Here is a 22,076-nt window from a genome sequence, read left to right as displayed (position 1 = left end):
CCCCAGAGGTTTTATTTTTAATAATTGATTTTGAACTATTATCACGAATTTACCGGGCGCCTAACCAGTGAATAGCTATAAAAAAGCGCCGCTCTCTTCAGAGCGGCGCAGGCGTGAACAGAAAGAGGGTCAGGCTCAATCGCTATTTGAAGACCACGTTGGCGACATCTCTATAGCGATTGGCAAAATGAACGGTCATGCCCTCTTTGAGATAGTCGGGCAACTCCTCGTAATCACGACGGTTGGCCTCAGGAAGAATCACCTCGAAGATATCGCTTCGGCGCGCGGCGATGACCTTTTCACGAATGCCCCCTACCGGTAGCACTTGCCCCGTGAGCGTCAGCTCCCCGGTCATGGCCAGCGGCCGGTCGATGGCCTGGTGTTTGGCCAATGATAGCAGCGCCGTCGTCATGGTCACGCCAGCAGAGGGGCCATCCTTTGGCGTGGCGCCTTCAGGCACGTGCAAGTGCACGAACGCCGAGTCGAAGAAGTCGGCATCCGCACCATACTCGGCCAAGTGACCCAGTGTGTAGCTGTAAGCAATGTTGGCAGACTCTTTCATGACATCGCCCAATTTGCCTGTCAGCTTGAAGCCGCGATCCAGAGAGTGCACTTTGCCCGCTTCGATGGGGAGCGTCGCGCCGCCCATGGAGGTCCAGGCAAGCCCCGTCACCACGCCTTCGCCTTTGAGCACTTTCTCTTTGCGGAAAAGCGGGGCACCAAGAAACTCCTCGAGGTTCTTCACCGAAATTTTAACGGTCTCGATATCCTCTTCCAGCAGTTTCACCGCCGCTTTGCGCACGATACGGTGGAGCTGCTTTTCCAGTTGGCGAACGCCAGCTTCACGTGCATACCCCTCGATGACCTGCTTGAGCGCGGCATCGCTGAGGTTGATGCGTTTTTTCGGCAAATTGTCGCGTTTGAGCAGCTTCGGCCAGAGGTGGTGCTTGGCGATTTGCAGCTTCTCTTCGGCGATATAGCCCGACAGGCGGATTTGCTCCATACGGTCCAGGAGCGGGCCAGGAATGCTATCCAGGGTGTTGGCCGTGCATACGAAGAGCACCTTGGACAGATCCATGCGTACGTCGAGGTAGTGATCCAAAAAGTCGACGTTCTGCTCAGGGTCGAGGACTTCGAGCAGGGCCGACGCGGGGTCGCCTTGGAAGGACTGACCCAGCTTGTCGATTTCGTCGAGCATGATGACCGGGTTCTCGACCTCGACCTCCTTGAAAGCCTGGACCAACTTGCCGGGCATCGCCCCTACGTAGGTGCGGCGATGACCTTTGATCTCGGCCTCGTCTCGCATGCCGCCCACGGAGAAGCGGTAGAACTCGCGACCCAGCGCCTCGGCAATGGAGCGGCCAATGGAGGTTTTCCCCACCCCTGGCGGGCCAACCAGCAGCACGATGGAACCGCCCACATCACCTTTGAAGGTGCCTTCGGCCAGAAATTCGATGATGCGCTCTTTGACATCTTTCAAGCCGTCGTGGTCGCGGTCGAGGATTTGACGAGCATGGGCAAGATCCAGCTTGTCCTGGCTGGTGACACCCCAAGGCAACGAGGTCAGCCAGTCGAGGTAATTACGCGTGGTGCCGTATTCTGGGGAACCGGTTTCCAACACGCTGAGCTTGTTCAACTCCTCACCGATGCGCGCCTGCACCCGCTCGGGCACCACCAGCGCTTCCAAGCGGTTTCTGAACGTATCGACATCGTTCTCTCGATCGTCTTTTGAGATGCCCAGCTCACGCTGAATGACCTTGAGCTGCTCGCGGAGGAAAAACTCCCGCTGACGCTCCTGCATCTGCGCGTTGACCTGCTCGCTGATCTCGCTTTGCAGTTGAGCCACGTCGATCTCTTTGCGCAGCAGCGGCAGTACTTTGTGCATTCGCTCCGCCACTGGCAGCGTGGCCAGCACATCCTGAAGCTCGGGGCCTTTGGCCGACGTAATGGCTGCAGCGAAGTCGGTCAACGGTCCTGGCTGGTGGGGGCTGAAACGGTTCAGGTAGTGTTTGAGTTCCTCACCGTAGAGCGGATTGATCGGCAGCAGTTCCTTGATGCCGTTGATGATCGCCATGGCGTAGGCACGGGTCTCTTCGTCTTCGGCATTGACCGGCTCTTTGGGGTAGGTGACTTCCACCAAGTACGGCGGCTCTTTGGAGAGCCATCGCTGAATTTTAAAGCGCTGAAGTCCTTGGGCGATGAACTGGATTTGCTGATCTTCGCTTTTGAGCTTGTGCACCTTGACGGCGGTACCAATCTCAGGAAAACCGTCGTGATCCAGGGAGTCGACGCCCTGCTCACCCACGAACGCGACACCAATGGTGTGGTGCGGAGTATTGCCAACGCGACGCATGGTCTCTTCCCAGCGTTCGCGGTTGATGACCAGGGGCTGCACCTGGGCGGGGAAAAAGGGGCGGTTATGAATCGGGAGCAAGTAGATGCGCTCGGGCAACATATCGCTGGCGGGCACGAGCGAACTTACCCGCTCACCGTCCGAACGGTAGGCCTCGCCGTGGGCGCTCTGCTCTTGAGCGTCCTGTTCCTGTGACTCAGCATCGGTGAGCCAATCTAGGGGTTCTTGATCGCGGTCGTAATCCTGGTCGCTCATGCGCCCTCCATCAACAGTAGCCTGCGGCTGTTGCCGCTTTGTATGTTGAAAGGAATGTGGGCAGGGTGGGAAAACTTCAACCCTAAAAGCGTTTTACCTAACCCTCGTTAGGCGGCCACAACGATGGCATGGGTCGACCGTTGACGCGCCATACGCCTCGAATCACGTCGAACTGCAGTTCACGGGTGCCCAGTGGTAAGCCCAGCCAGAGCGCTGCCACGGTAGGCGCATCGTGCCACACGAAGTCACCATCGATGCGCTCGATCCAGCGGGCGCGTTCGACTGGCTTATCCAGTGACGTTACGCTCAGCTCTTCCAAGCGACGTGCATCGAAGAACAGGGCCCCCTGGGCATTGACTTGCAGCCCCAATAACGGGCTGTCCAAGGCGATGGTGGTGATATCGAGGCGCGGAGAGTCACTCAATACTTGGCGCAGGTCGGGCTCCAAGCGAGCCAATAACCCTTCTGCCATGGGCAAGCTAGTGTCTCCCCAGGCGGCCTCTTGGCGCAGTCGACGGATCGTTTGCCGAACGGCATCCCCATTCAAACGCGAGAGTTCTGCCTCGATACGACCACTCAGGAGCGGGGTGTCAGGCGCTTCACTCGGCACATGCACGTCGCCAACGACCAGCTCGCCTTTTAGACGAAGCTCGCTCTCATCCAGCTCCATGTGACTATGGAGATCCAGAGGCGCTACGTTGATGTCGTAGGCAGGGTAATGCAACGCTAGCTGCTCGATGTGCAGATGGTCACGCTGGGCAAAGTGGTAGGCATCGTCGATGTAGGTATAGCGACTTTCCAAGGTGGCGGGACCCAGCGTGAGTTGTGATAGGCCGTCGGTCAGGGTGAGCTGATCGAGCAGTCCACGCAGGCGCCAATCCCCAAACACGCCTTCCAAGCGTACTCGGGCACCGCGAACCTCCAGCTCGCGCCCGTTTTGCTGAATGACGAAGGGAGCCAGTGCCAAGCGCAGCTCGGTATGACCGCTCAAGGTTTGATAGCGGCCCTGCCAACGGGGGACCGACGGTGCCGAGACTTCACCCACCGCCTTTTGTAGCACGCTATCCAAGCGCGGCAGCAGCGTGCCTTCGACATCGGTACTCAACACCCCGTGTCGTGCTCGGTAGGTGAGCTCTAGACGCCAGGGGCGTCCCAGCAGCGGCGAAAGAATCAGCCGCCCCCGAGAAGTGAGCCATCCTTGTCGATTCTCTACCTGGCTAACACGCCACTCGCCACGTGCCTCTAGATCTTCGAGCGCCTGACGGAGACTGCGCTCGAAAAGCACGCTGGATAGCAGTTGCGCGACCATCCACACGACGGCAATCGTCGCGAGAACAGGCACGATCAAACGTTCCTTGCGCATGCTATCTCCTTGAACGGCCCCTCATCGAGACCTGATTCCACGCCACCCGTCGATCAATGCAGCCAAAACCACAGGTGCATGGTACTCCAGGCGTAAATCCCTGCCATGACATCATCGATCATGATGCCAAACCCACCGGCCACTCGGCGGTCAGCCCAGCGAATGGGCCACGGTTTAAAGACATCGAAAATGCGGAACACCACGAACCCCCACAGCGCCGCTTCCCAGGAGAATGGCACGGCGGCCATGGTAATCCAATAGCCAACGAACTCATCCCAGACGATCCCCGAATGATCGTGCACACCCAGATCGTGGGAGGTTTTGTCACATAGCCAAACCCCAACGATAAATGCGGCCAGCACGATCCCCAAGTACCAACCGAGGGAAAGGTCGGCCATCATCCAGTAGAAGGGAATGGCCGCCAACGTGCCAAACGTGCCCGGCGCCCAAGGCACCGTCCCGCTGCCCAAACCGAAGGCAAAAAAGTGAGTGGGGCGTCGCCAAACGCTCGCTGGTGCACGGTTCATGATGCACCCCCTCGGAAGTGCTGCCAGCCCGTCGCTCCGCCGTCAGGCACGCCCGTCAAGCCCAACGTCTCCGTGCAGCGACCAATTACCCTCAGCGACAGGCCACTCTCGGCCAGTTTAGCAACCGCCTTAGTGACTTGATCGGGCGGTAGCGTGACCAAGAGTTCGTAATCGTCTCCTCCAGAGAGCGCTGCCGTCAGGGCTTGCTCGTGGCCGAGGCACTCGACCAGTCCCTCGGCCAGCGGTAGCGACTCGGGGGCCAGGTCGACCCCCACGTGAGACGCCTCTCGCAGGTGGGTCAAATCCGCCAACAAGCCGTCGGAGATGTCCATCGCCGCCGTCGCCACTCCGCGCAGAGCGATGCCGGCGTCGAGCCTTGGCTGTGGCATGAGGTAGCGCTGGAGCAACGGATGTGCGAGGTCTCGCTCACCCCGTTGCCACAGCGCTAGCCCGCCCGCGCCGCCGCCTAGCGCCCCGGTTACCGCCACGACATCGCCTGGACGGGCGCCTGACCGGGTCATTGCTGATCCTGCAGGCACTTCGCCCATGACCGTAACGCCGATACTCAACTCACCGGACGTGACATCGCCGCCCGCCAGCACCGTGGCATGCTGCTGGCAAAGCGCATGGAACCCCCTCGCGTAGCGGGACAGCCACCGTTCCGCATGAGCGTCATCCTCGAAGGCGCGCTGGTCGAGCGTCAGTGCCATTAAGCACCAGCGCGAGACGGCTCCCATGGCCGCCAAATCGCTGAGGGCCACCGCCAACGCCCGGTGACCGACTGCCTGAGCCGGCGCATCATGAGGGAAGTGTACGTTCACCACTGACGTGTCAACGCTCACGGCCAGCTCTTGGCCGACCTGAGGCATCAATAGGGTGGCGTCATCGCCGCATCCTAGGGCAACGCCATTCGTCGCTTGCGCCTCCTGCGGCGACATAAAGAAACGTCGAATCAGATCGAATTCGGCAAGCACAAAGGCCCCTTAAACGCTTGATCAGCCCCCTCCGCTTACAAGCGGCGGGCGCTGACTTCGGCACTTCGTAAGCGGTTGGCTAGCTTATCGAGAATGCCATTCACGTATTTATGGCCGTCGGTGGCGCCAAATGATTTTGCCAGCTCAACGCCTTCGTTAATCACTACGCGGTAAGGCACTTCCATTCGCCGGGAGAGCTCGTACGCTCCCAAGCGAAGAATGGCCAGCTCTACCGCGTCCAAATCTTCCAGGCGGCGATCCAACAACGGGGCGATTTCGCGGTCCAGCTCGGTTTTGAAGCGCACCGTGTTGTGTAAAAGCTCATGGAACAGCGCTTTGTCGGCGATTTCCATGACCTTGACCCAGTTCTCGTGATCTTCGAGATCGTCGTCGGCCACCTGACTGCGAAATTCCGCTTCGATGCTGGTAATCGATTTACCGGTCATCTGCCATTGATAAAGCCCTTGTACCGCTAACTCCCTGGCGGCGTGACGCCCCTGCTGTGCGGCTGAGGGCTTGCGCTCACGACGCTCACTCATTGGGAATCTCCCACCGGCAGGGCACGCAGTAGAGAGACCATTTCCATCGCCGCCATGGCCGCTTCAGTGCCTTTGTTACCCGCCTTGGTGCCGGCACGCTCGATGGCCTGCTCGATGGACTCGACGGTCAGTACACCGTTGGCTACTGGCGTATCGAACTCCAACTGAAGATGATTGATGGCCGTGTTGCAGCCCCCCGCCACGTACTCGAAGTGCGGTGTGCCGCCGCGAATGACCGCGCCCAGGGCGATCACCGCGTCGGGTTTCATCACGTTGAGCACGCGTTTGACGGCCAGCGGTAATTCCCATGCACCGGGGACGTGAACGATATGGATGTTTTCCATGTCCACACCGTGGCGCGTCAGACTGTCGACGGCACCTTCTACCAAGCTATCCACGACGTGGTGATTGAAACGGCCCACCACGATCACGTAGCGCCCATCGACGTCTACGAAAGTACCTTCAATTTGCGAAAGGGATTGCATCGATTTATTCCTGCTGAAAAGTTGGCTCGTCGGCCGTGTCATTGGGCCCCAGCCGCTCGACCACTTCCAGGTCGAACCCAGAGAGCGCTGAGAACTTCCACGGCGAGCTGAGTAGGCGCATTTTCCCCACGCCGAGATGGCGTAGAATTTGCGAACCCGTACCAATCGTTAAATAGTTGCCAGAGCCATCGGAGTCGCTGGTGCGCGGCTGACGCACGCGATCCAGATAGATATCTAGCTGGTCTTTCAAATCTTGATGTGGCCGCCCGTCATCGATCAGTACGAACACCCCGGCAGGCGCCTGGGCAATCTGTTCGATGGCGCGGTGGGCATCCCAACGGCATTGATCGCCCTTCATCAGCCCCATCACATCGCGCAGGGTATCGGCCAAATGCACGCGCACGGTAGTGGCCTGCTCGGGTGTGGGCTGGCCGTTCACGAGCGCGAGGTGGTGAGCGCCCTGAATACGATCACGGAACACATGCAGCGCCAGCTCACCATGGACGGTGGTCACTTGCGTCGTTTCTACGTGATCTACCGTTTGTTCGTTGACGATACGGTAGTGAATCAAGTCGGCGATGGTGCCCATCTTGATATCGTGTGCTTTGGCAAAGGCCTCTAATTCAGGGCGGCGGGCCATACTGCCGTCATCGTTCATGATCTCACAAATGACGCCGCTGGGATCCAATCCGGCCAGCGCGGCTAAATCGCAAGCGGCTTCGGTATGGCCTGCGCGACGCAGCACGCCACCGGGTTCGGCCATCAGCGGAAAAATATGCCCTGGCTGAACGATATCCGTCGGTTTGGCATTCGGCGCAACGGCGGCTTGCACCGTACGGGCGCGGTCGGCGGCTGAAATGCCGGTGGTGACCCCTTCGGTCGCCTCGATCGAGAGCGTGAATTTGGTGCCAAAACCGGAGCCATTATCGCGCACCATGAGCGGCAGATTGAGCTGCTCGCAGCGCTCACGGGTCATCGGCATGCAGATCAGGCCGCAGGCATAGCGCGCCATGAAATTGATATGCTCTGGCTTCACCATTTCGGCGGCCATGATGATATCGCCTTCGTTCTCGCGATCCTCATCGTCCATGAGAATCACCATTTTGCCCTGGCGAATGTCGTCTACCAGCTCAGCGATGGGGGATAAACCCTCTGAAGAGGAGTGCGCCATGGAATCTCCAAAAAATAGGCTCGCATCGTATGCGAATTCGGGCGTCAGGGTACCTTGCAATGACGGCTTGCGCTAGTCAGCGTGCGGGGCGGCTATGATCCACCAGTCGTTTCCCACGGTTCGCGACTCGAGGATCGTCAAGCGCTTTTGATCGGCCATCTGGGTCATTCCCGGCAGGGAAAACAGCGGTCTTGCCTCGCCGCCCAGCAATGTCGGCGCGACGAAAAGCTGCATTTCATCGACCAGGCCGGCTTCCAGCAGCGCGCCCGCAAGCGTCGCTCCCGTTTCTACCAAGAGTTCGTTCACCTGCTCATTATCTGCCAGCCAGCGCAGCATGTCAGCCAGGGCAATGCGCCCGCCTTCGGCTGGCAGCACGTGAATCTCGGCCCCGGCCTGCGCCAATCGATGCCGTTTCTCTTCGCTGTGCTGGTCAGTGGTGATGATCAGCGTGCGCCCGGGCTCGCGCAGACACGCTGCCGCCAGAGGAAGACGCAGGCGAGAATCGAGAATCACTCGCAGGGGTTGGCGCTGGGTGATGTCGTCGGCGTTGCCCAAGGCTAATTGGTCGGCCCGCAGCGTCAACCGGGAGTCATCCATGATGAGCGACTCCACGCCGCTCAGGATGGCGCTCGACCGCGCCCGCAGGCGCTGCACCTGCGTGCGCGCCTGGGGCCCGGTAATCCATTGCGACTCACCTGAGCCCATCGCGGTCCGACCATCCAAGCTCATGGCCATCTTCAGCCGCACAAAGGGCCGGCGGCGTTCCATGCGCGAGATGAAGCCGGGATTGAGCGCCCTGGCGTCGGCTTCCAGGAGGCCTACCTGCACGGCGATACCGGCGGAGGCCAAGTGTGCGATACCGCCACCACTGACCTGGGGATTGGGGTCTTGCATCGCGATCACCACGCGACGGATACCCGCCTTGGCCAGGGCCACGGCACAAGGACCCGTGCGCCCCGTGTGAGAACACGGCTCTAACGTGACGTACGCCGTCGCGCCCTGTGCAGCGTTGCCTGCCGCTTGAAGCGCATGGATTTCGGCATGGGGTTCCCCAGCCCGCACGTGATACCCCTCCCCCACGATGCGAGCATCTCCATCGCTATCGAAGCGCACGATCACGCACCCCACTCTTGGGTTAGGGTCGGTGGTGTAAAGCCCCCGCTTGGCCAGCTGAATCGCGCGGGCCATGTAGCGATGATCGGCAGTGGAGAACTCACCCATCATGACGCTCCGTTCGGTGATCCCTGCCCGGCCGGCTCATCGGAGGGCTCTTGGGAGAGCCGATCGATTTCAGCACGAAACTCATCCAGGTCCTGAAACTTGCGGTATACAGAGGCAAAACGAATGTAGGCCACTTGGTCGAGGCTACGTAACGCTTTCATCACCGCCTCGCCCACCTCCCGGGCGTTCACCTCACGGTCACCACGTGCGCGCAACGTTTGACGAATGCGCTCTACCGAGGCTTCGATCGCTTCGGCACTGACCGGGCGTTTTTCCAGTGCGCGGAGCATCCCCGCACGTAGCTTTGCTTCATCGAAACTCTCGCGAGAACCGTCGGACTTCACCACCCTCGGCATGATCAACTCAGCGGTCTCGTACGTCGTAAAACGCTCATGGCAGCTGGCGCACTGGCGGCGTCGGCGCACCTGGTCACCCTCTGCCACCAGCCTGGAATCCGTCACTCTCGTATCGTTTGCACCACAAAAAGGGCAATGCATGGCAGTCAACCTATTATCAGTACGCACTAAAACCAGTACGTGCAGCGTGTCAGCCTGAACGAAGGGACGCAGCGTCACGGTGCGTGCTCTACGAGCCCTTCGCTATTTTGTAAACTGTTTTATCGCCAGCTGTCGGCGGTAGCCGACCCGCCGAGCTATCGTATGGCGGTGTTATACAGCCCCTATCTCAACGTATTGTAACGATTTGGCACACAAGCTGCAGCGTTTGTCGAAGGATGATTGAAAGGACGCCCGTTATGACCGCTTTCGAAAAGACCGTTCACCACTACCTCACCCAGCTATACGGCCCGCGCGCAGGGGAAGTGCAGCGGCGAATAGGTCAACACGTCGCGCATTTTCGCGGGGGAGCAAACGCTGCACCGACCGTTAACGGTCAATCTGTCGATGCACCAATGTGGAGCGAAAAGGATCAGTGGGTCATCTGTTACGGCGACTCGATCGTCGATGAAGGAACGCCACCGCTAGCCGTGCTGGATACGTTTTTGCAACGTTATCTGGGAGACACCGTCAGTGGGGTTCACGTGCTGCCCTTTTTCCCTTGGAGCAGCGACGACGGCTTTTCGGTGATTCATTATCGTGAGGTCAATAGTGAGCTGGGCGCGTGGTCGGACGTCCAAACCCTAGCCAGCCACTACGACTTGATGGCTGACTTGGTACTCAACCATGTCTCCCGAGAGTCGCTCTGGTTCGTCGACTATCTCACCGGTAGCCTACCCGGGCGCGACTATTTCATAGAGGTGGAGCCAGACACGGACGTTTCCCAGGTCACCCGCCCGCGCAGCAGCCCGTTATTGGTGCCGATCTCGACGCGTCGCGGCACCCGCCACGTATGGGCTACCTTTTCGGAAGATCAAATCGATCTCAACTTCGAAAACCCGGACGTGCTGCTCGAGTTCGTGGGCATTTTGCTGTTCTACCTGCAGCAAGGCGTACGCATCATTCGCCTGGATGCAGTGGCCTTTCTATGGAAACGGCTCGGCACCCCGTGCATCCATCTGCCAGAGACCCATACCGTCGTGCGCTTACTGCGCGCTATCGTGGATGAGGTGGCGCCCGGCACGCTGTTAATTACCGAAACCAACGTGCCACACGCCGAAAACATTAGCTACTTCGGCTTGGAGCGGTTGACGCAGGGCACTCCCGACGAAGCCCACATGGTGTATCAGTTCGCCCTGCCCCCGCTTTTACTGCATACCCTGACCCGCGGGGAAGCGACGACGCTACAAACGTGGTTGAACAGCCTCCCGGTATTGCCGCCGCAGTGTACCTACTTGAACTTTACCGCCAGCCACGACGGTATAGGTGTACGGCCTCTTGAAGGCCTGCTACCCGACCACGAGCGTGACGCGCTGCTGGAATTGATGCACCGCTTTGGTGGGTTTGTCAGCATGCGCAGCAATCCTAACGGCAGCGACACGCCCTACGAGATCAATATCACATGGTTCGAGGCGATGCGCGGCACCCGCCGTGGCCCGGACCCGTGGCAAATTGCACGCTTTCTCTGCAGCCAAGCGATCATGCTCAGCTTGCAAGGGATCCCTGCGCTCTATATCCACACGCTCACCGGCACGCTGAACGATGTGGAAGGTGTGGAACGTAGCGGCCGCCTGCGCTCGATCAACCGCCGACGCTGGCAGCTCGATGAGCTTGCCTTGTTATTAGAAAGCCCCGCCACCCCGACTCATGACGTTTTTCATGCCCTGCATCGGCTGCTAACACAGCGTCGCCAAGAGCCTTGTTTCCACCCCAACGCCCCGCAGCGCGTGATCGACACTCCCTCTGAGCTGCTCGCCCTCGAGCGTGGACCCCTGCCTAACGGTCGACGCCTACTCGCGCTCTACAACGTGACCGATGGCAAGGTCGATCTCACTCACGCAGGGGATGCCCTCCATCAAACGCTTACTCAGCATGACTGGCAGCCGATCGGCAGTGCGAGTACTCACCATGACGCGACGCTGCCACCCTATGCCGTGTGCTGGCTGGTGGCTGACGCTTGACGCTTGCGACATAACGACTCAGGCATCCATGATCGTCACTCTTACATAATCATCCGCTGCGATACTGTGTGACGATCATGTCACGAGGCAAGGAGGCGCGAGTGCCCCACGCCGTTTTACTGAAAGGATTATGCGATGTCATGGGTTTCATTAAAAAGTCTCGGTCGTGTCAGCCTACTGGCCGCGACAGCTAGCACTGCCGGTGTCAGCTTCGCTGACGAGCTGCCCGCGCCCATTCAGGCGCTCGCCAACCAGGGTTTGACGATTCATGGTCAGTTCGATGCACCGGGCGGAATGCGCGGCTTTGGGGCCAGCGTGCAAGGGCAGGACATGGCGATTTATCTCACCCCCGATGGAGAGCATGCGATCATTGGCACGCTGGTCGACGGTGAAGGCACCGACCTGACTGAGGCCCAGCTCGATGAGCACGTACGAGCGCCGCTGGAAGCCGACACGTGGGCGCTGCTCGAAGAGAGCCACTGGATCCAGGATGGCAACCCGGATGCGCCACGCGTCATCTACACCTTTACCGACGCCAACTGCCCTTATTGCCGCCAACTATGGCAACAAACCCGCCCATGGGTAGAGGCTGGCAAGGTCCAGCTGCGCCATATCATGGTGGGTATTCTAGCCCCCAATAGCCCGGCACTCGCCGCCACGATACTGGGCGCCGAGGACCCATCCGCCGCGCTACATCGCCATAGTGAGGGCGATGAACTCTCCCCCAGCGCACAGCCACGAGACATCGAAGAGCAGGTCTACGACAACAATCAACTCTTCGAACAGCTCGGCCTCTACGCCACTCCCACCAGTGCGTTTCAACGCGAAACCGACAGCGGCACGGTCCGCATAGACCGTATTCAAGGCCTGCCCAGCGACGAGCGCTTCATCGAGATGATGGGTAGCGAAGCGCCATGAGAGCGTCGATGCGGCTGGTATTGCTGCCCATTTGGCTAGCGGGACAGCCGCTGAGCAATGAACCAGCCCAACACCATGGCCGCCAACAGCGCGAGCAGCGGCAACGTTGCTCCGCCGATGGAGGCGATCGCAGGACCAGGGCAATAACCCGATAGCCCCCAGCCCACGCCAAACAGCGCCGCGCCGCCTAACAGTTTGGCGTCCAGCTCTTGCTTGCTCGGCAGTTGGAAGTGGGTGCCAAACAGCGGCGTGCCGCGAGCGAAGACCACGCGATAGCCCACGAACGTGGTGCCGACGGCGCCACCCAGTACGAACATCAACGTCGGATCCCAGGCACCAGCCACATCCAAAAAGCCGAGCACGCGCGCGGGGTCGGTCATCCCGGAGATCGCGAGTCCTACACCGAACAGCAGGCCAGCGAAATATCCCGCCGCTGTTTTGACCGCTGGAACCCTCATGCTCCACCTCCCATGACATGGCGAACCACATAGACCGTCGCGATGGCCGCGACCAGGAAGGTGACGGTGGCCGCTATCGACCGAGGCGCCAAACGCGCCAAGCCACATACGCCGTGACCGCTGGTACAGCCACTGCCAAGTCCCGTGCCTACCCCTACCAGCAGGCCTGCCAACAGCATGAGCGGCACGCCGCCTGCGGGTTCACCGATCACCGCACCGGGCACGCCTGCCACGTTACCCAGCCCGCCCCCGGCCGCCATCACCAGCAACGGGCCGCTGACTAGCCCAGCCAAGAACGCCATGCGCCACGCGCTGTCTCCTCTCGGGCGCTGGGTCATCAGCCCTCCAATGATGCCGCTAATACCGGCAATACGGCCCAGCGCCCCCATTAGCCATACCGCTGAGAGGCCTATCAACACGCCTCCCATCAACCCTTGCAAACTTGCCAACCCATTGGCTGTTTCATTCATGACTGATGATCTCGCCTTCTACTTTCCAACATCAAAACCGGTTGATCGGCACTTTTAAATACACTTGCCCGTCATCTTCTGCTGGGGGCATTTCCCCCGCCCGCATATTGATCTGCACCGAAGGAATGATCAGGCGCGGCATACCTAACGTGGCATCCCTCTCGGTACGCATCTTGACGAACTCCTCTTCGCTAATGCCGTCATGCACATGGACGTTCGCTCGGCGCTGCTCGGCCACGCTCGTCTCATGTTGATAGTGCTCACGTCCAGGTGCTTGATAGTCGTGGCATAAAAACAGCCGCGTTTTTTCGGGTAGCGCCAGCACTTTCTGAATGGATTGATAGAGCGTGCGTGCGTCGCCGCCGGGGAAATCGCAGCGCGCGGTACCGTAGTCCGGCATGAACAAGGTATCCCCCACAAACGCGGCGTCGCCTATCACGTAGGTCAGACAGGCGGGCGTGTGGCCCGGCGTGTGCAGCACCCGCCCTTCGAGCCCACCAATGGCGAAGACATCGCCCTCTTTGAAGAGCGCATCGAACTGGCTGCCGTCTCGGGCAAACTCCGAGCCTGCATTGAAAGCCTTACCGAATATTTCCTGCACATCGACGATATGGGCACCAATACCGGTCTTGCCGCCTAGCGCCAAGTGTAGATAGGGGGCCGCCGACAGATGATCGGCGTGTACGTGCGTTTCTAAGATCCATTCCACCGTCAACCCCTGGCGGCGCACAAAGGCGATGATCTGCTCCGCCGAGCGAACGTCGGTGCGGCCAGCGGCGTAATCGAAGTCCAGTACGGAGTCGATGATGGCGCACGCAGCACTGTCGGGATCTTGCACCACATAGCTGAATGTATTGGTAGGTTCGTCGAAAAAGTGGGTCACGATGGGGCGTTGCATCGAGAGCCTCCCATTGATGGATAACTGTCGTTGAGTACGTGCCCTGAGTGTAGCGCAAATAAAGTTATATATTTATATCATTAAAGAATTAATAGTGCTTTCCATCCCTACTTTTCGATTCACTCGACTAAGGTATGAACGATAATGGCCGATAACAGTGAGGGCTTACTTACTGCTTGGAATTTTTTATAGGGACACCATGAACCGTTTGACAACGACACAGAAACTTTGGGGCACGCTGGGCATCATTTGGGTGGCGATGCTACTGCTGGTGGGGTGGTTAGCGTGGGAAAACCGCCAAACCATCGAAAGTGAACGACGCGACAGTATTCAGCATATCGTGAGCAGCATCCATGGACAGTTAGAAGCGCTACAGGCACGCGCCGAGAGCGGCGAACTGACCGAAGAAGAAGCGCAGCAGCGAGCCATCGACAGCATCGCCAGCGTTCGTTTTGGTGAGGGGGAGTACGTCTTTGCTTTCGATGACGATTTAGCGATCGTTTCGCACCCTAACCGCCCCAGAGGCGAGGATATGAGCGCCTATCAAGACGCCAGCGGTATGCGACTCTATTCAGCCTTTTTGGACGTTGCCCAAGCCGGTGGTGGCCACGTGGACTACTACTCACGGCGTATTAGCGGTGACGACCAAGTGCCTAAAGTGAGCTATGTTGCCTACCTGCCAGAGTGGGGCTGGTCGCTGGCGGCTGGCGTGTATGTCGACGATATCAATGCCGCCTTCATTGCCCGGTTGATTCGTTCCGCCTTCATCCTCTTGGTGATCGGTGTACCGGTCACCCTCCTGATGGGCTGGGTCATTCGTGACGTTGCCCGCCGACTGGGCGGTGATCCACGCTATGCCGCCACGGTAGTACGTCACATCGCCGATGGCGATCTTACTCAAGCGGCCACCCTCTCCGCTAACGATCAGCATAGCTTGCTGTATGACATCAACCGCATGCGCGAAACGCTGGCGGGCACCATCAGTGACATCCACCACGGCGCGGATCAGGTGAATCACGGCGTGGAGCAAATCGTTGGCGTCAACGAAGAGCTTTCCACCCGTACCGAAGAGCAAGCTGCGTCGCTGGCGGAAACCGCCTCCAGCATGGAGCAGCTAACGGCAACGGTGAAGCAGAACGCCGACCATGCTGACCATGCTCGTACCCTCGCCACCAAAACGGCGGAAAGTGCTCAACGTGGCAGCGACGCCATGGCGTCGGTGATTCATACCATGGAGAACATCAACAACAGCGCCACGCAGATGAGCAGTATCGTCAATACCATTGATGCCATCGCGTTCCAGACCAACATTCTGGCACTTAACGCTTCTGTAGAAGCAGCCCGCGCGGGGGAGCAGGGGCGTGGTTTTGCGGTGGTGGCCAACGAGGTTCGCCAGTTGGCTAGCCGCTCGGCGTCTGCTGCCCAGGAGATCAAAGGTTTGATCGAAAACGCGGATGCTCAGGTGGTCGCAGGCAGCCGCCAAGTTAAAAACACGGGTGAAATGATCAACGGTGTAGTGGCTGACATTCAGCAGCTCAGCACGCTGGTGCAGGACATCTCGGCAGCCACCATCGAACAAAGCAGCGGTATCGAGCAGGTCAATCAGGCCGTGACACAGATGGACCAAATGACGCAGCAAAACGCAGGGTTGGTACAGCAGAGTAACCACGCGACCCAGCAACTCGCGCAGCTGAGCACCCAGCTCCGCCATTTAGTGACGAACTTCAAGCTCGACCACCAAGCACCACAGGCCGCCATTACCCCACCTATGGCCCGCTCCTCCTCCTTTAGCGATTTTTAATCGCCCAGACATGGCCTCCGCCTAGCACGGCGGAGGCCATGCCATGCCTAATACGCCTCGACTAGACCTTGCCTTGATTATCCAGCTCTACCGCCTCGTGCATCCTGGCCAACAGGTCGGGCACGGCGGCTTGTACGCGGTTCCAGCTAGGAATGAAGGGCCGCTCCCGGGGATTGTCCAAAAACAGGTTTCCCGCTTCCAACAGGTTGCTGGCAAACAGCTCTACCGCCTGCTCTTCACAGTGACGATCCAAACTGAGGCCATTCATGGTGGCGTCGTGATCGTAGGCTTCGATCAAATCGAGCGCCAAACGATAGTACGTGGCTTTGAGCGTGCGGAAGTCTTCACTGCTAAAGCTCACTCCTTGCGTCGCTAACTTGCGATACAGGGCCTTGGCGATGTCCAAGCTCATTCGGTTCAGGCCACCGGTAGCATCCCCCTCGCTGACGGGTTGATGCTTGTGGTCATAGGCATCGGCAATATCCACCTGACATAGTTGACGATGAGAGTAGTTACGCTGGAGTTCGGACAGCACGCCGATTTCAAGCCCCCAGTCGGCGGGAATACGAATGCCTTCCAGCACGTCGCTGCGCATTGCAAACTCGCCCGAGAGCGGATAACGAAAGCTATCCAAATAATCCAGATAAGGCAGCGGCCCGCATACGGTCTTGAGCGCCCGCAGCAGCGGCGTCACCATCAACCGCGACACGCGGCCATTCAACTTTCCTTCGGCAATACGAGGGTAATACCCTTTACAGAAGCTGTAGTTGAAGCGCGGATGCGCCACGGGATACATGAGCCGCGCCAGCAAGCTACGGTCATAGGTGAGAATATCGCAGTCGTGTAGGCCTACCACCGATGAACGGCCGGAGGCCAATACGTATCCCGCGCAGTACCACACGTTGCGTCCTTTGCCGGGCTCTAGTGCGCCCAGGCCGTGGCTCTCCAGCTCGGCATCGAGTTCGCGCAAACGTGGGCCGTCGTTCCATAAAATGCGCGTGTGCTGAGGCAAACGGGAGAAAAACTCGCGGGCATACAAAAACTGTTCACGGTCGGCACGATCCAGGCCGATCACGATTTCATTGAGATACGGCACCTTTACCAACTCATCGACGATCGCCGATAGCGCGGGTCCCTCCAACTCGGAAAACAGCGACGGCAGGATGAGCCCCATCGGTCGACGGTTGGCGAACTGGCTTAGCTCTTGCTCGAGCGCCTCGACCGGGCGACGGGTAAGATTATGAAAATCGGTGATGACGCCGTTTTGATGGAAGTCACTCATACGCGAACCTCTTGATGGGTTAGGCCGTGACGGCTAGCAGTACTGGGGCCGCCGCTAGTCGGCGGTCGTCTCGCCCCCACCAGTAGGCCACCCCCTCGGCCCAGCCGGCGGGTCCGGCCGCTCGAGTGCGATACAGCGCTTCATTCGACGGGGTGACGGCCAGTTCGTGGCACCCTTTGATGACCACGGCCTGATCGACCGCCTCGAGCATGGATATATCGTTGGGGCCATCGCCCAGGCCTAGAGATAGCGGCGGACGGCCGCGCAGCGCAGTAAAGCGCTTGATGAGCCAATCGACGGCGCTGCCTTTATCCGAAGCGTTGCCCATTACATGCCAAAAACGCCCACCTTGAGTCAGCATCAGGCCGTCGCCCTCTAGCGCTAAGCGGAAATTTTTTAGGGCAGTGTCGTCGTCTTGCCAGATGAGCGGCTCGCTGCCTTCGCGCTGTCGGGCAGCTCTCGCGCGCGTCTCATCCAATCCCGTCAGCGACATGACCTCAGTGATATCGAGCTCGCTCATTCGAGTGAAACGCACGCCCAGCCGCGTGCGCCACACGTTCAGTCGCGCGCGGATGAACCCAACGTCCACGCCGGTGTGCTTGACGACCACCCCATCTCGACCGCTACCAGGGCGATCCAGCCGCGCATGGCACCAGCCTGGGGGCAAGCCAATCACTGCGCCGTTTTCCGCTACGAATGGCGTTGCGGTCAGGCCCAGCGACTCACGCAACGTCACTAGTTCGGCACGGGTTTTGCTGGTCACCGGAATCACCGGCACGCCCAGCTGTTTCAGGCGTGCGAGCCAAGGTGCTGCAGGCGAAAAATCGTAGCTATGATGATCGAGCAGCGACCCGTCGAGATCGGTCACCACCAAACGTGGTGTCAGCGCCGGATCAGGGCTTCCAAGAGGCTGGAGAGGAAGACTCGCCAACATGGGAGGAGTCTGTGTCGTGCGGGAGTGTTCGTTCATGGCGCCACCTTATCGCAATCTGAAAAGCCGTTACTCAGGCGTCGTTCTCAGATAAGCAATAAAGCAGAATGTGTGCCAACACTATTTATATAAAATAAATCAAAAACTTAAAAAAGAATCGGCATGACCGATTACGAGAGCACCAAAATAGAGCACCTAAAATGCACTAACATAGTGCGGTTTAGGGCGTCATAAACAACCCCAGTCGTGAAATATCTAGTCGTGAAATACCTGTAAAAAAGTTGCACAAGGCCTTGGCAAACGCTCGCAAATAGCTATACTCGAATTGTACCCACTGACAACCTTGTACACCCCCTCACCTGATGTCAGTGGGCTGCAGTGAGCCAAGCCCTTTCATGCCCGCCTCCCCCGGCGGGCTTTTTTTTCAGCTCACTCCTCCCACACGCTCATTTAGTACATCCCCCTTCGACGAAAACATCACTCTACGTGAATCACGACTTCGACACGGCGATTACGCGCCCTACCCTCTGCGGTGCTGTTGTCTTCGAGCGGCTGCGTCGCGGCTAACCCCACGGCTCGCAAGCGCTCTGCAGCAACGCCAGCCGCTTCCAAGGCTTCGACGATGGCGATGGCACGGGCGCTGGAGAGTGCCCAATTGGACGAAAATTCCGGGGTGTTGATAGTTTGGCTATCGGAGTGGCCTTCGACCCACACCTCCCCCTCGTAACGCTGGATCGTTTCCAACAGACTACCCACCAGCGAGGCACCTCCCTGGGTCAGTTCGGCGGTTGCCGAAGGGAACAGCAGCCTATCTTGCACCCTCAGACTAATTCCCTCTGCCACACGCGAGACTTCGACACCCTCCAGGTTGGGTAAGTAAGGCGAGGTATCGACCCGTTCAGCGAGGTTGTCCATCAGCGCAAGCGCGCCACTGATTGCCTCATCGCTCACCTCGCGGACGTTCACCGGCGGCCGGTCCGTGAGCAGCACCATATAATCGGCCAAAGGCAGTGCCTCCGACGGTGCTTCTACCTGGACCAGTGGCGTGGGCAACCGGGGAAGCGGCTGTGACAAAGAGGGAGACGGCCGCCTGGCCTGGCGACTGTCCGTCAGCGATGCGACCAGGTTCCACTCTGAACTGGGCTCTGCATCGGCATCAGCGGGAAGCGCCAATAAGGGCGGCGCGCTGGGCGAACGTGCGACGCGTGGCGGCAGTCCTGCAACACCCAATGCGGCGCTGATCGCCATGGGGTTGAGCTCACCCGGCACCACTGTCGGCATCAGCGGACGTGACTGGCGCCGCTCCTCCAGCAGGGTCGGCAAAGGCACTTCCAATGGTGTCGTATGGGCCGTGCTTGTGTCCGCTACTGGCTCGTCAGGGGCCCAATTGGGACCCGTGACGCCGGCGGCGGCGATAATGATGACGAACAGCGCGACGAGGAGCGTCATGATATCGATATAGCTAATCATCCATCCGCTGTTGCTATCGTCCTCAGGGTATGTCGATAGCAGCGAATCATGACGCGGGCCGCTACGGTGGTCCTCAAGCATGGGGGTGATTACTCATTCAAGTTTTTAACCTCGTGGCCGATCTATGCTAAGCATGGCAAACTAGTCTATCAAAAAGCCGATTAGTAGCGATAAGGAACTACCAGGTGCGCACTCGTCCTATGACACACCCCATTGCCCGTTATTTACGCCCCGTTGGCCTGGGACTTGCGAGCCTGATGCTCAGCGGCTGTTTTTACGCCAGCACTTCCCAAGCGCCCATTGCTACGACATACCCCTATTCGGAACAGCAAAAGATGCAGGCAGCCCAGCATTGGGAGGTCCTTGCACAGCATGAAGCCGCGGGCATTTTATCCAGCGAACGAGTGCGTTTTCGCGACTTGCACATTGCGGCGCCGGAGCATGAGCAGTACGGCTCCTATTACAGTGGCGGGGAATTCGAGCGTGGCTTTAGAACACTGCTAACCAGCGAGCTCGTATCCGGCGGCGGTAGCGTCACGACACAGCCACGTGCCAACGGCGCCACGATTCAAATCGATGTGGAAGTCGTCGAGCATCGAGATCGTGGCTATACACGACCGCCCTTCGGCGCTTACACGGCCTTAGCGAGCGGCATCGCGGTGGCCAGTATTCCTTTAGGTAACTGGAGTGAACCAGCACTTGCGCTCATCCCAGCGGCGATGGTGGCCGATACCACCAGCGGTAGCTGGACACCCAAAGGCAATGAAGAAATCATCATCACCACCCAGATAGTGGAACAGGATCAAATCCTCTACTCCTCCTCCAATATCTATTACATTAACTCGGGTGATCGCCGCCAATACGCCCCGCATCGGGTACCTAGAACGCCTACGACGCCGACTGTTTCTATCACTGATACTTGGTAATGTTTATGTCTCTACGCTCGATCTTTGCGTTACCGTCGGTGCGCCTGCTTCGCACTGACATGTTGGCTACGCTTTGCATGACGCTACTGCTGGCAGGCTGCGCTAACCTAGGCAATAGCGCCCAACCTCAAGAACCAGAACCAGACTTGTCAGAGCTCGCCCATGAAGCGGCGCAGCGGATGGTCGCTAACAATCCTGACTTGACTCGCTATAGCCCGATGATTGCAGCCACGTTCGTCAGTATCGATAATCTGAGTCAATCGTCGACCTTTGGTCGGATCAGTTCCGAGATCATGGCCTCGGCACTCGCCCAACAAGGCATGCAGGTTCGCGAAGTCAAAATGCGCGATAGCATGTTTATCGAAGAGAGCGTGGGGGAATTGATTCTATCGCGCCAAGTTCAACGGCTAAGCTCTCAGCACAATGCGCGCTCCATCCTGATGGGCACCTACGCTCAGGGCCAGGACTATTTATACGTAAGTGCCCGCGTCGTACGCGCTGGTGATGCCATGGTGTTAGGCAGTGCAGACTTCCAGCTACCTTTGGATAATAATATGCGCAGCCTGTTAGAGGCTCAGGGCGGATGGTAAAACACCCGATTTGACGCACCGTACCTTCTGAAAGCCTAGCCGATACGCTAGGCTTTTCATTTGCTCATCGAAAGGACGACTATGTCTCTACGTCGCCGTACCCGCCAGCCTCATATTGTGGCCATCAGCCGGGTGATCAAACTGTTTGCCAACATTACCAAGATGCTGAGCTATGGGTTTCACGCGCTCTTTCCTGCCAAGCGCTTTACCCTGCCAGAAAGAGCAGCCCCTTGGCTTTCGTCGAAGCAAGAGAGCAGTATCCCTCGAATCATTTGGCAAACCAACTTTACGAACCGAGTCACCCTGCCGGTGTATCTCAACTATTTGTTCAACCGCCTGATGGCACCGCGCTTTGAGTATCGATTCATGATCACCCAAGCGCGCCACGGCTTCATCGAAAAGAACTTCAGCCCAGAGTGGCTCGAGAGCTACGACAAGCTGCAAATTGGTGCTGCCCAAGCCGATTTTTGGAGGCTATTGGCGCTGTATAAACATGGCGGCGTTTACCTGGATATCGATGCCCACGCTATCTGGCCGTTGGGTCGGGTCGTACCAGCAGATATCGACGAATTATATGTGACGACACGTAAAGGAGAGTTGAGCAATTACTTCATCGCCAGCCGCCCGGGCAATCCCAACCTGCTCAAATTGATCGAGCAGGTACATCAAAACATTGTCGAGAATCAGCTGACCAACGTCTTCGAGCTGACCGGGCCAGGCGTTTTCATCAAGCTATTGGATCAAGCAGACGTGCCCACGGTTTCCTACCGTCACGCTTGCAACCAGGGAAGCTTCACCAACGAGCATTTCCAGTACATCGACAAGAAAGCAGGCAAATGGACCAAAGAGCAGCAAAAGGTAAGCATCATTCGCCAAAATCCCCCCTCGGCCTGATAGGTGCGCTTCAACAAAAAAAGCGCTAGCCCGCT

Annotated in this window: 21 protein-coding genes; 6 read left to right on the top strand and 15 right to left on the bottom strand. The window is 58.6% G+C overall.

What is annotated here, in order from left to right; translation table 11 throughout:
• Positions 1–142: 142 nt before the first annotated feature.
• From lon to nrdR, 9 genes are all read right to left on the bottom strand, one after another.
• On the bottom strand, positions 143–2,608 hold the full coding sequence (gene lon / locus MHM37_RS09975) for an endopeptidase La (RefSeq protein WP_239296538.1): 2,466 nt from the start codon (positions 2,606–2,608) through the stop codon (positions 143–145).
• A 97-nt stretch (positions 2,609–2,705) separates the two neighbouring features.
• Positions 2,706–3,971 (bottom strand): DUF945 family protein, encoded by a 1,266-nt coding sequence (locus MHM37_RS09970; protein ID WP_239296537.1) that lies wholly within the window; start codon positions 3,969–3,971, stop codon positions 2,706–2,708.
• A 53-nt stretch (positions 3,972–4,024) separates the two neighbouring features.
• Positions 4,025–4,498: a phosphatidylglycerophosphatase A gene (locus tag MHM37_RS09965; RefSeq protein ID WP_139526979.1), complete on the bottom strand. Its 474-nt coding sequence runs from the start codon at positions 4,496–4,498 to the stop codon at positions 4,025–4,027.
• Positions 4,495–5,472, bottom strand: a complete 978-nt coding sequence (gene thiL / locus MHM37_RS09960; protein WP_239296535.1) for a thiamine-phosphate kinase — start codon at positions 5,470–5,472, stop codon at positions 4,495–4,497. Before thiL ends, MHM37_RS09965 begins: the two co-directional genes overlap by 4 nt.
• A 35-nt stretch (positions 5,473–5,507) precedes the next feature.
• The gene (gene nusB / locus MHM37_RS09955) at positions 5,508–6,011 is read right to left on the bottom strand and encodes a transcription antitermination factor NusB (protein WP_139526977.1); all 504 of its coding nucleotides are present in this window, start codon (positions 6,009–6,011) and stop codon (positions 5,508–5,510) included.
• Complete coding sequence (ribE, locus tag MHM37_RS09950) at positions 6,008–6,496, bottom strand: 6,7-dimethyl-8-ribityllumazine synthase (protein ID WP_139526976.1); 489 nt, start codon at positions 6,494–6,496, stop codon at positions 6,008–6,010. The genes nusB and ribE overlap by 4 nt, the downstream gene beginning before the upstream one ends.
• 4 nt (positions 6,497–6,500) lie before the next feature.
• Complete coding sequence (gene ribBA, locus MHM37_RS09945; RefSeq protein ID WP_139526975.1) at positions 6,501–7,667, bottom strand: bifunctional 3,4-dihydroxy-2-butanone-4-phosphate synthase/GTP cyclohydrolase II; 1,167 nt, start codon at positions 7,665–7,667, stop codon at positions 6,501–6,503.
• A 72-nt stretch (positions 7,668–7,739) separates the two neighbouring features.
• Entirely contained in the window at positions 7,740–8,888 is a 1,149-nt protein-coding gene (gene ribD / locus MHM37_RS09940) for a bifunctional diaminohydroxyphosphoribosylaminopyrimidine deaminase/5-amino-6-(5-phosphoribosylamino)uracil reductase RibD (protein ID WP_239296602.1), read from the bottom strand.
• Complete coding sequence (gene nrdR / locus MHM37_RS09935; RefSeq protein ID WP_139526974.1) at positions 8,888–9,385, bottom strand: transcriptional regulator NrdR; 498 nt, start codon at positions 9,383–9,385, stop codon at positions 8,888–8,890. The genes ribD and nrdR overlap by 1 nt, the downstream gene beginning before the upstream one ends.
• A 257-nt stretch (positions 9,386–9,642) precedes the next feature.
• On the opposite strand from nrdR, the gene MHM37_RS09930 reads away from it, so the two are divergent.
• Together MHM37_RS09930 and dsbG are read left to right on the top strand one after the other, a co-directional pair.
• Complete coding sequence (locus MHM37_RS09930; RefSeq protein ID WP_239296534.1) at positions 9,643–11,403, top strand: sugar phosphorylase; 1,761 nt, start codon at positions 9,643–9,645, stop codon at positions 11,401–11,403.
• A gap of 135 nt (positions 11,404–11,538) precedes the next feature.
• Positions 11,539–12,321, top strand: a complete 783-nt coding sequence (gene dsbG, locus MHM37_RS09925; RefSeq protein WP_239296533.1) for a thiol:disulfide interchange protein DsbG — start codon at positions 11,539–11,541, stop codon at positions 12,319–12,321.
• Positions 12,322–12,356: 35 nt separating this feature from the next.
• Here the strand turns inward: dsbG and MHM37_RS09920 are convergent, their stop codons facing one another.
• From MHM37_RS09920 to MHM37_RS09910, 3 genes are read right to left on the bottom strand one after another with little or no spacing between them, the layout of a single operon-like run.
• Complete coding sequence (locus tag MHM37_RS09920) at positions 12,357–12,779, bottom strand: DUF6691 family protein (protein ID WP_239296532.1); 423 nt, start codon at positions 12,777–12,779, stop codon at positions 12,357–12,359.
• Complete coding sequence (locus MHM37_RS09915) at positions 12,776–13,249, bottom strand: YeeE/YedE family protein (protein ID WP_239296531.1); 474 nt, start codon at positions 13,247–13,249, stop codon at positions 12,776–12,778. The genes MHM37_RS09920 and MHM37_RS09915 overlap by 4 nt, the downstream gene beginning before the upstream one ends.
• A 31-nt stretch (positions 13,250–13,280) precedes the next feature.
• Positions 13,281–14,147, bottom strand: coding sequence for an MBL fold metallo-hydrolase (locus MHM37_RS09910; RefSeq protein WP_139526967.1), 867 nt, complete (start codon positions 14,145–14,147; stop codon positions 13,281–13,283).
• A gap of 199 nt (positions 14,148–14,346) precedes the next feature.
• Between MHM37_RS09910 and MHM37_RS09905 the strand changes: the two genes are divergently transcribed.
• Positions 14,347–15,948, top strand: coding sequence for a methyl-accepting chemotaxis protein (locus MHM37_RS09905; protein ID WP_239296530.1), 1,602 nt, complete (start codon positions 14,347–14,349; stop codon positions 15,946–15,948).
• A 61-nt stretch (positions 15,949–16,009) separates the two neighbouring features.
• Here the strand turns inward: MHM37_RS09905 and MHM37_RS09900 are convergent, their stop codons facing one another.
• The 3 genes from MHM37_RS09900 to MHM37_RS09890 all read right to left on the bottom strand — a co-directional run bounded on the left by MHM37_RS09900 (position 16,010) and on the right by MHM37_RS09890 (position 19,712).
• Entirely contained in the window at positions 16,010–17,230 is a 1,221-nt protein-coding gene (locus tag MHM37_RS09900; RefSeq protein WP_139526964.1) for a glycosyl transferase, read from the bottom strand.
• Positions 17,231–17,249: 19 nt separating this feature from the next.
• Complete coding sequence (locus MHM37_RS09895) at positions 17,250–18,164, bottom strand: HAD-IIB family hydrolase (protein ID WP_239296601.1); 915 nt, start codon at positions 18,162–18,164, stop codon at positions 17,250–17,252.
• 474 nt (positions 18,165–18,638) lie between these two features.
• A complete protein-coding gene (locus MHM37_RS09890) occupies positions 18,639–19,712 on the bottom strand; it encodes an OmpA family protein (protein ID WP_239296529.1) in 1,074 nt (357 codons plus the stop codon).
• A 104-nt stretch (positions 19,713–19,816) separates the two neighbouring features.
• Between MHM37_RS09890 and MHM37_RS09885 the strand changes: the two genes are divergently transcribed.
• The 3 genes from MHM37_RS09885 to MHM37_RS09875 all read left to right on the top strand — a co-directional run bounded on the left by MHM37_RS09885 (position 19,817) and on the right by MHM37_RS09875 (position 22,041).
• Positions 19,817–20,557 carry a hypothetical protein gene (locus MHM37_RS09885; RefSeq protein ID WP_331250791.1) on the top strand — a complete coding sequence of 247 codons (741 nt, stop codon included), beginning with the start codon at positions 19,817–19,819 and terminating at the stop codon, positions 20,555–20,557.
• 5 nt (positions 20,558–20,562) lie between these two features.
• On the top strand, positions 20,563–21,147 hold the full coding sequence (locus MHM37_RS09880; RefSeq protein ID WP_239296528.1) for a FlgO family outer membrane protein: 585 nt from the start codon (positions 20,563–20,565) through the stop codon (positions 21,145–21,147).
• Positions 21,148–21,228: 81 nt separating this feature from the next.
• A complete protein-coding gene (locus MHM37_RS09875; protein WP_239296527.1) occupies positions 21,229–22,041 on the top strand; it encodes a glycosyltransferase in 813 nt (270 codons plus the stop codon).
• Positions 22,042–22,076: the final 35 nt, after the last annotated feature.

Source organism: Halomonas sp. MMH1-48, from assembly GCF_022348105.1.
Lineage (GTDB): Bacteria > Pseudomonadota > Gammaproteobacteria > Pseudomonadales > Halomonadaceae > Vreelandella > Vreelandella piezotolerans.
Note: the sequence above shows the minus strand (reverse complement) of the source record. Positions and strands in the feature narration are given on the sequence as shown.

Bases quoted from the DNA above. Each gene is read 5' to 3' on its own strand.
- lon (WP_239296538.1), bottom strand. From the start codon at position 2,608: ATGAGCGACCAGGATTACGACCGCGATCAAGAACCCCTAGATTGGCTC.
- MHM37_RS09970 (WP_239296537.1), bottom strand. From the start codon at position 3,971: ATGCGCAAGGAACGTTTGATCGTGCCTGTTCTCGCGACGATTGCCGTC.
- MHM37_RS09965 (WP_139526979.1), bottom strand. From the start codon at position 4,498: ATGAACCGTGCACCAGCGAGCGTTTGGCGACGCCCCACTCACTTTTTT.
- nusB (WP_139526977.1), bottom strand. From the start codon at position 6,011: ATGAGTGAGCGTCGTGAGCGCAAGCCCTCAGCCGCACAGCAGGGGCGT.
- ribE (WP_139526976.1), bottom strand. From the start codon at position 6,496: ATGCAATCCCTTTCGCAAATTGAAGGTACTTTCGTAGACGTCGATGGG.
- ribBA (WP_139526975.1), bottom strand. From the start codon at position 7,667: ATGGCGCACTCCTCTTCAGAGGGTTTATCCCCCATCGCTGAGCTGGTA.
- ribD (WP_239296602.1), bottom strand. From the start codon at position 8,888: ATGGGTGAGTTCTCCACTGCCGATCATCGCTACATGGCCCGCGCGATT.
- nrdR (WP_139526974.1), bottom strand. From the start codon at position 9,385: ATGCATTGCCCTTTTTGTGGTGCAAACGATACGAGAGTGACGGATTCC.
- MHM37_RS09930 (WP_239296534.1), top strand. From the start codon at position 9,643: ATGACCGCTTTCGAAAAGACCGTTCACCACTACCTCACCCAGCTATAC.
- dsbG (WP_239296533.1), top strand. From the start codon at position 11,539: ATGTCATGGGTTTCATTAAAAAGTCTCGGTCGTGTCAGCCTACTGGCC.
- MHM37_RS09920 (WP_239296532.1), bottom strand. From the start codon at position 12,779: ATGAGGGTTCCAGCGGTCAAAACAGCGGCGGGATATTTCGCTGGCCTG.
- MHM37_RS09915 (WP_239296531.1), bottom strand. From the start codon at position 13,249: ATGAATGAAACAGCCAATGGGTTGGCAAGTTTGCAAGGGTTGATGGGA.
- MHM37_RS09910 (WP_139526967.1), bottom strand. From the start codon at position 14,147: ATGCAACGCCCCATCGTGACCCACTTTTTCGACGAACCTACCAATACA.
- MHM37_RS09905 (WP_239296530.1), top strand. From the start codon at position 14,347: ATGAACCGTTTGACAACGACACAGAAACTTTGGGGCACGCTGGGCATC.
- MHM37_RS09900 (WP_139526964.1), bottom strand. From the start codon at position 17,230: ATGAGTGACTTCCATCAAAACGGCGTCATCACCGATTTTCATAATCTT.
- MHM37_RS09895 (WP_239296601.1), bottom strand. From the start codon at position 18,164: ATGTTGGCGAGTCTTCCTCTCCAGCCTCTTGGAAGCCCTGATCCGGCG.
- MHM37_RS09890 (WP_239296529.1), bottom strand. From the start codon at position 19,712: ATGCTTGAGGACCACCGTAGCGGCCCGCGTCATGATTCGCTGCTATCG.
- MHM37_RS09880 (WP_239296528.1), top strand. From the start codon at position 20,563: ATGTCTCTACGCTCGATCTTTGCGTTACCGTCGGTGCGCCTGCTTCGC.
- MHM37_RS09875 (WP_239296527.1), top strand. From the start codon at position 21,229: ATGTCTCTACGTCGCCGTACCCGCCAGCCTCATATTGTGGCCATCAGC.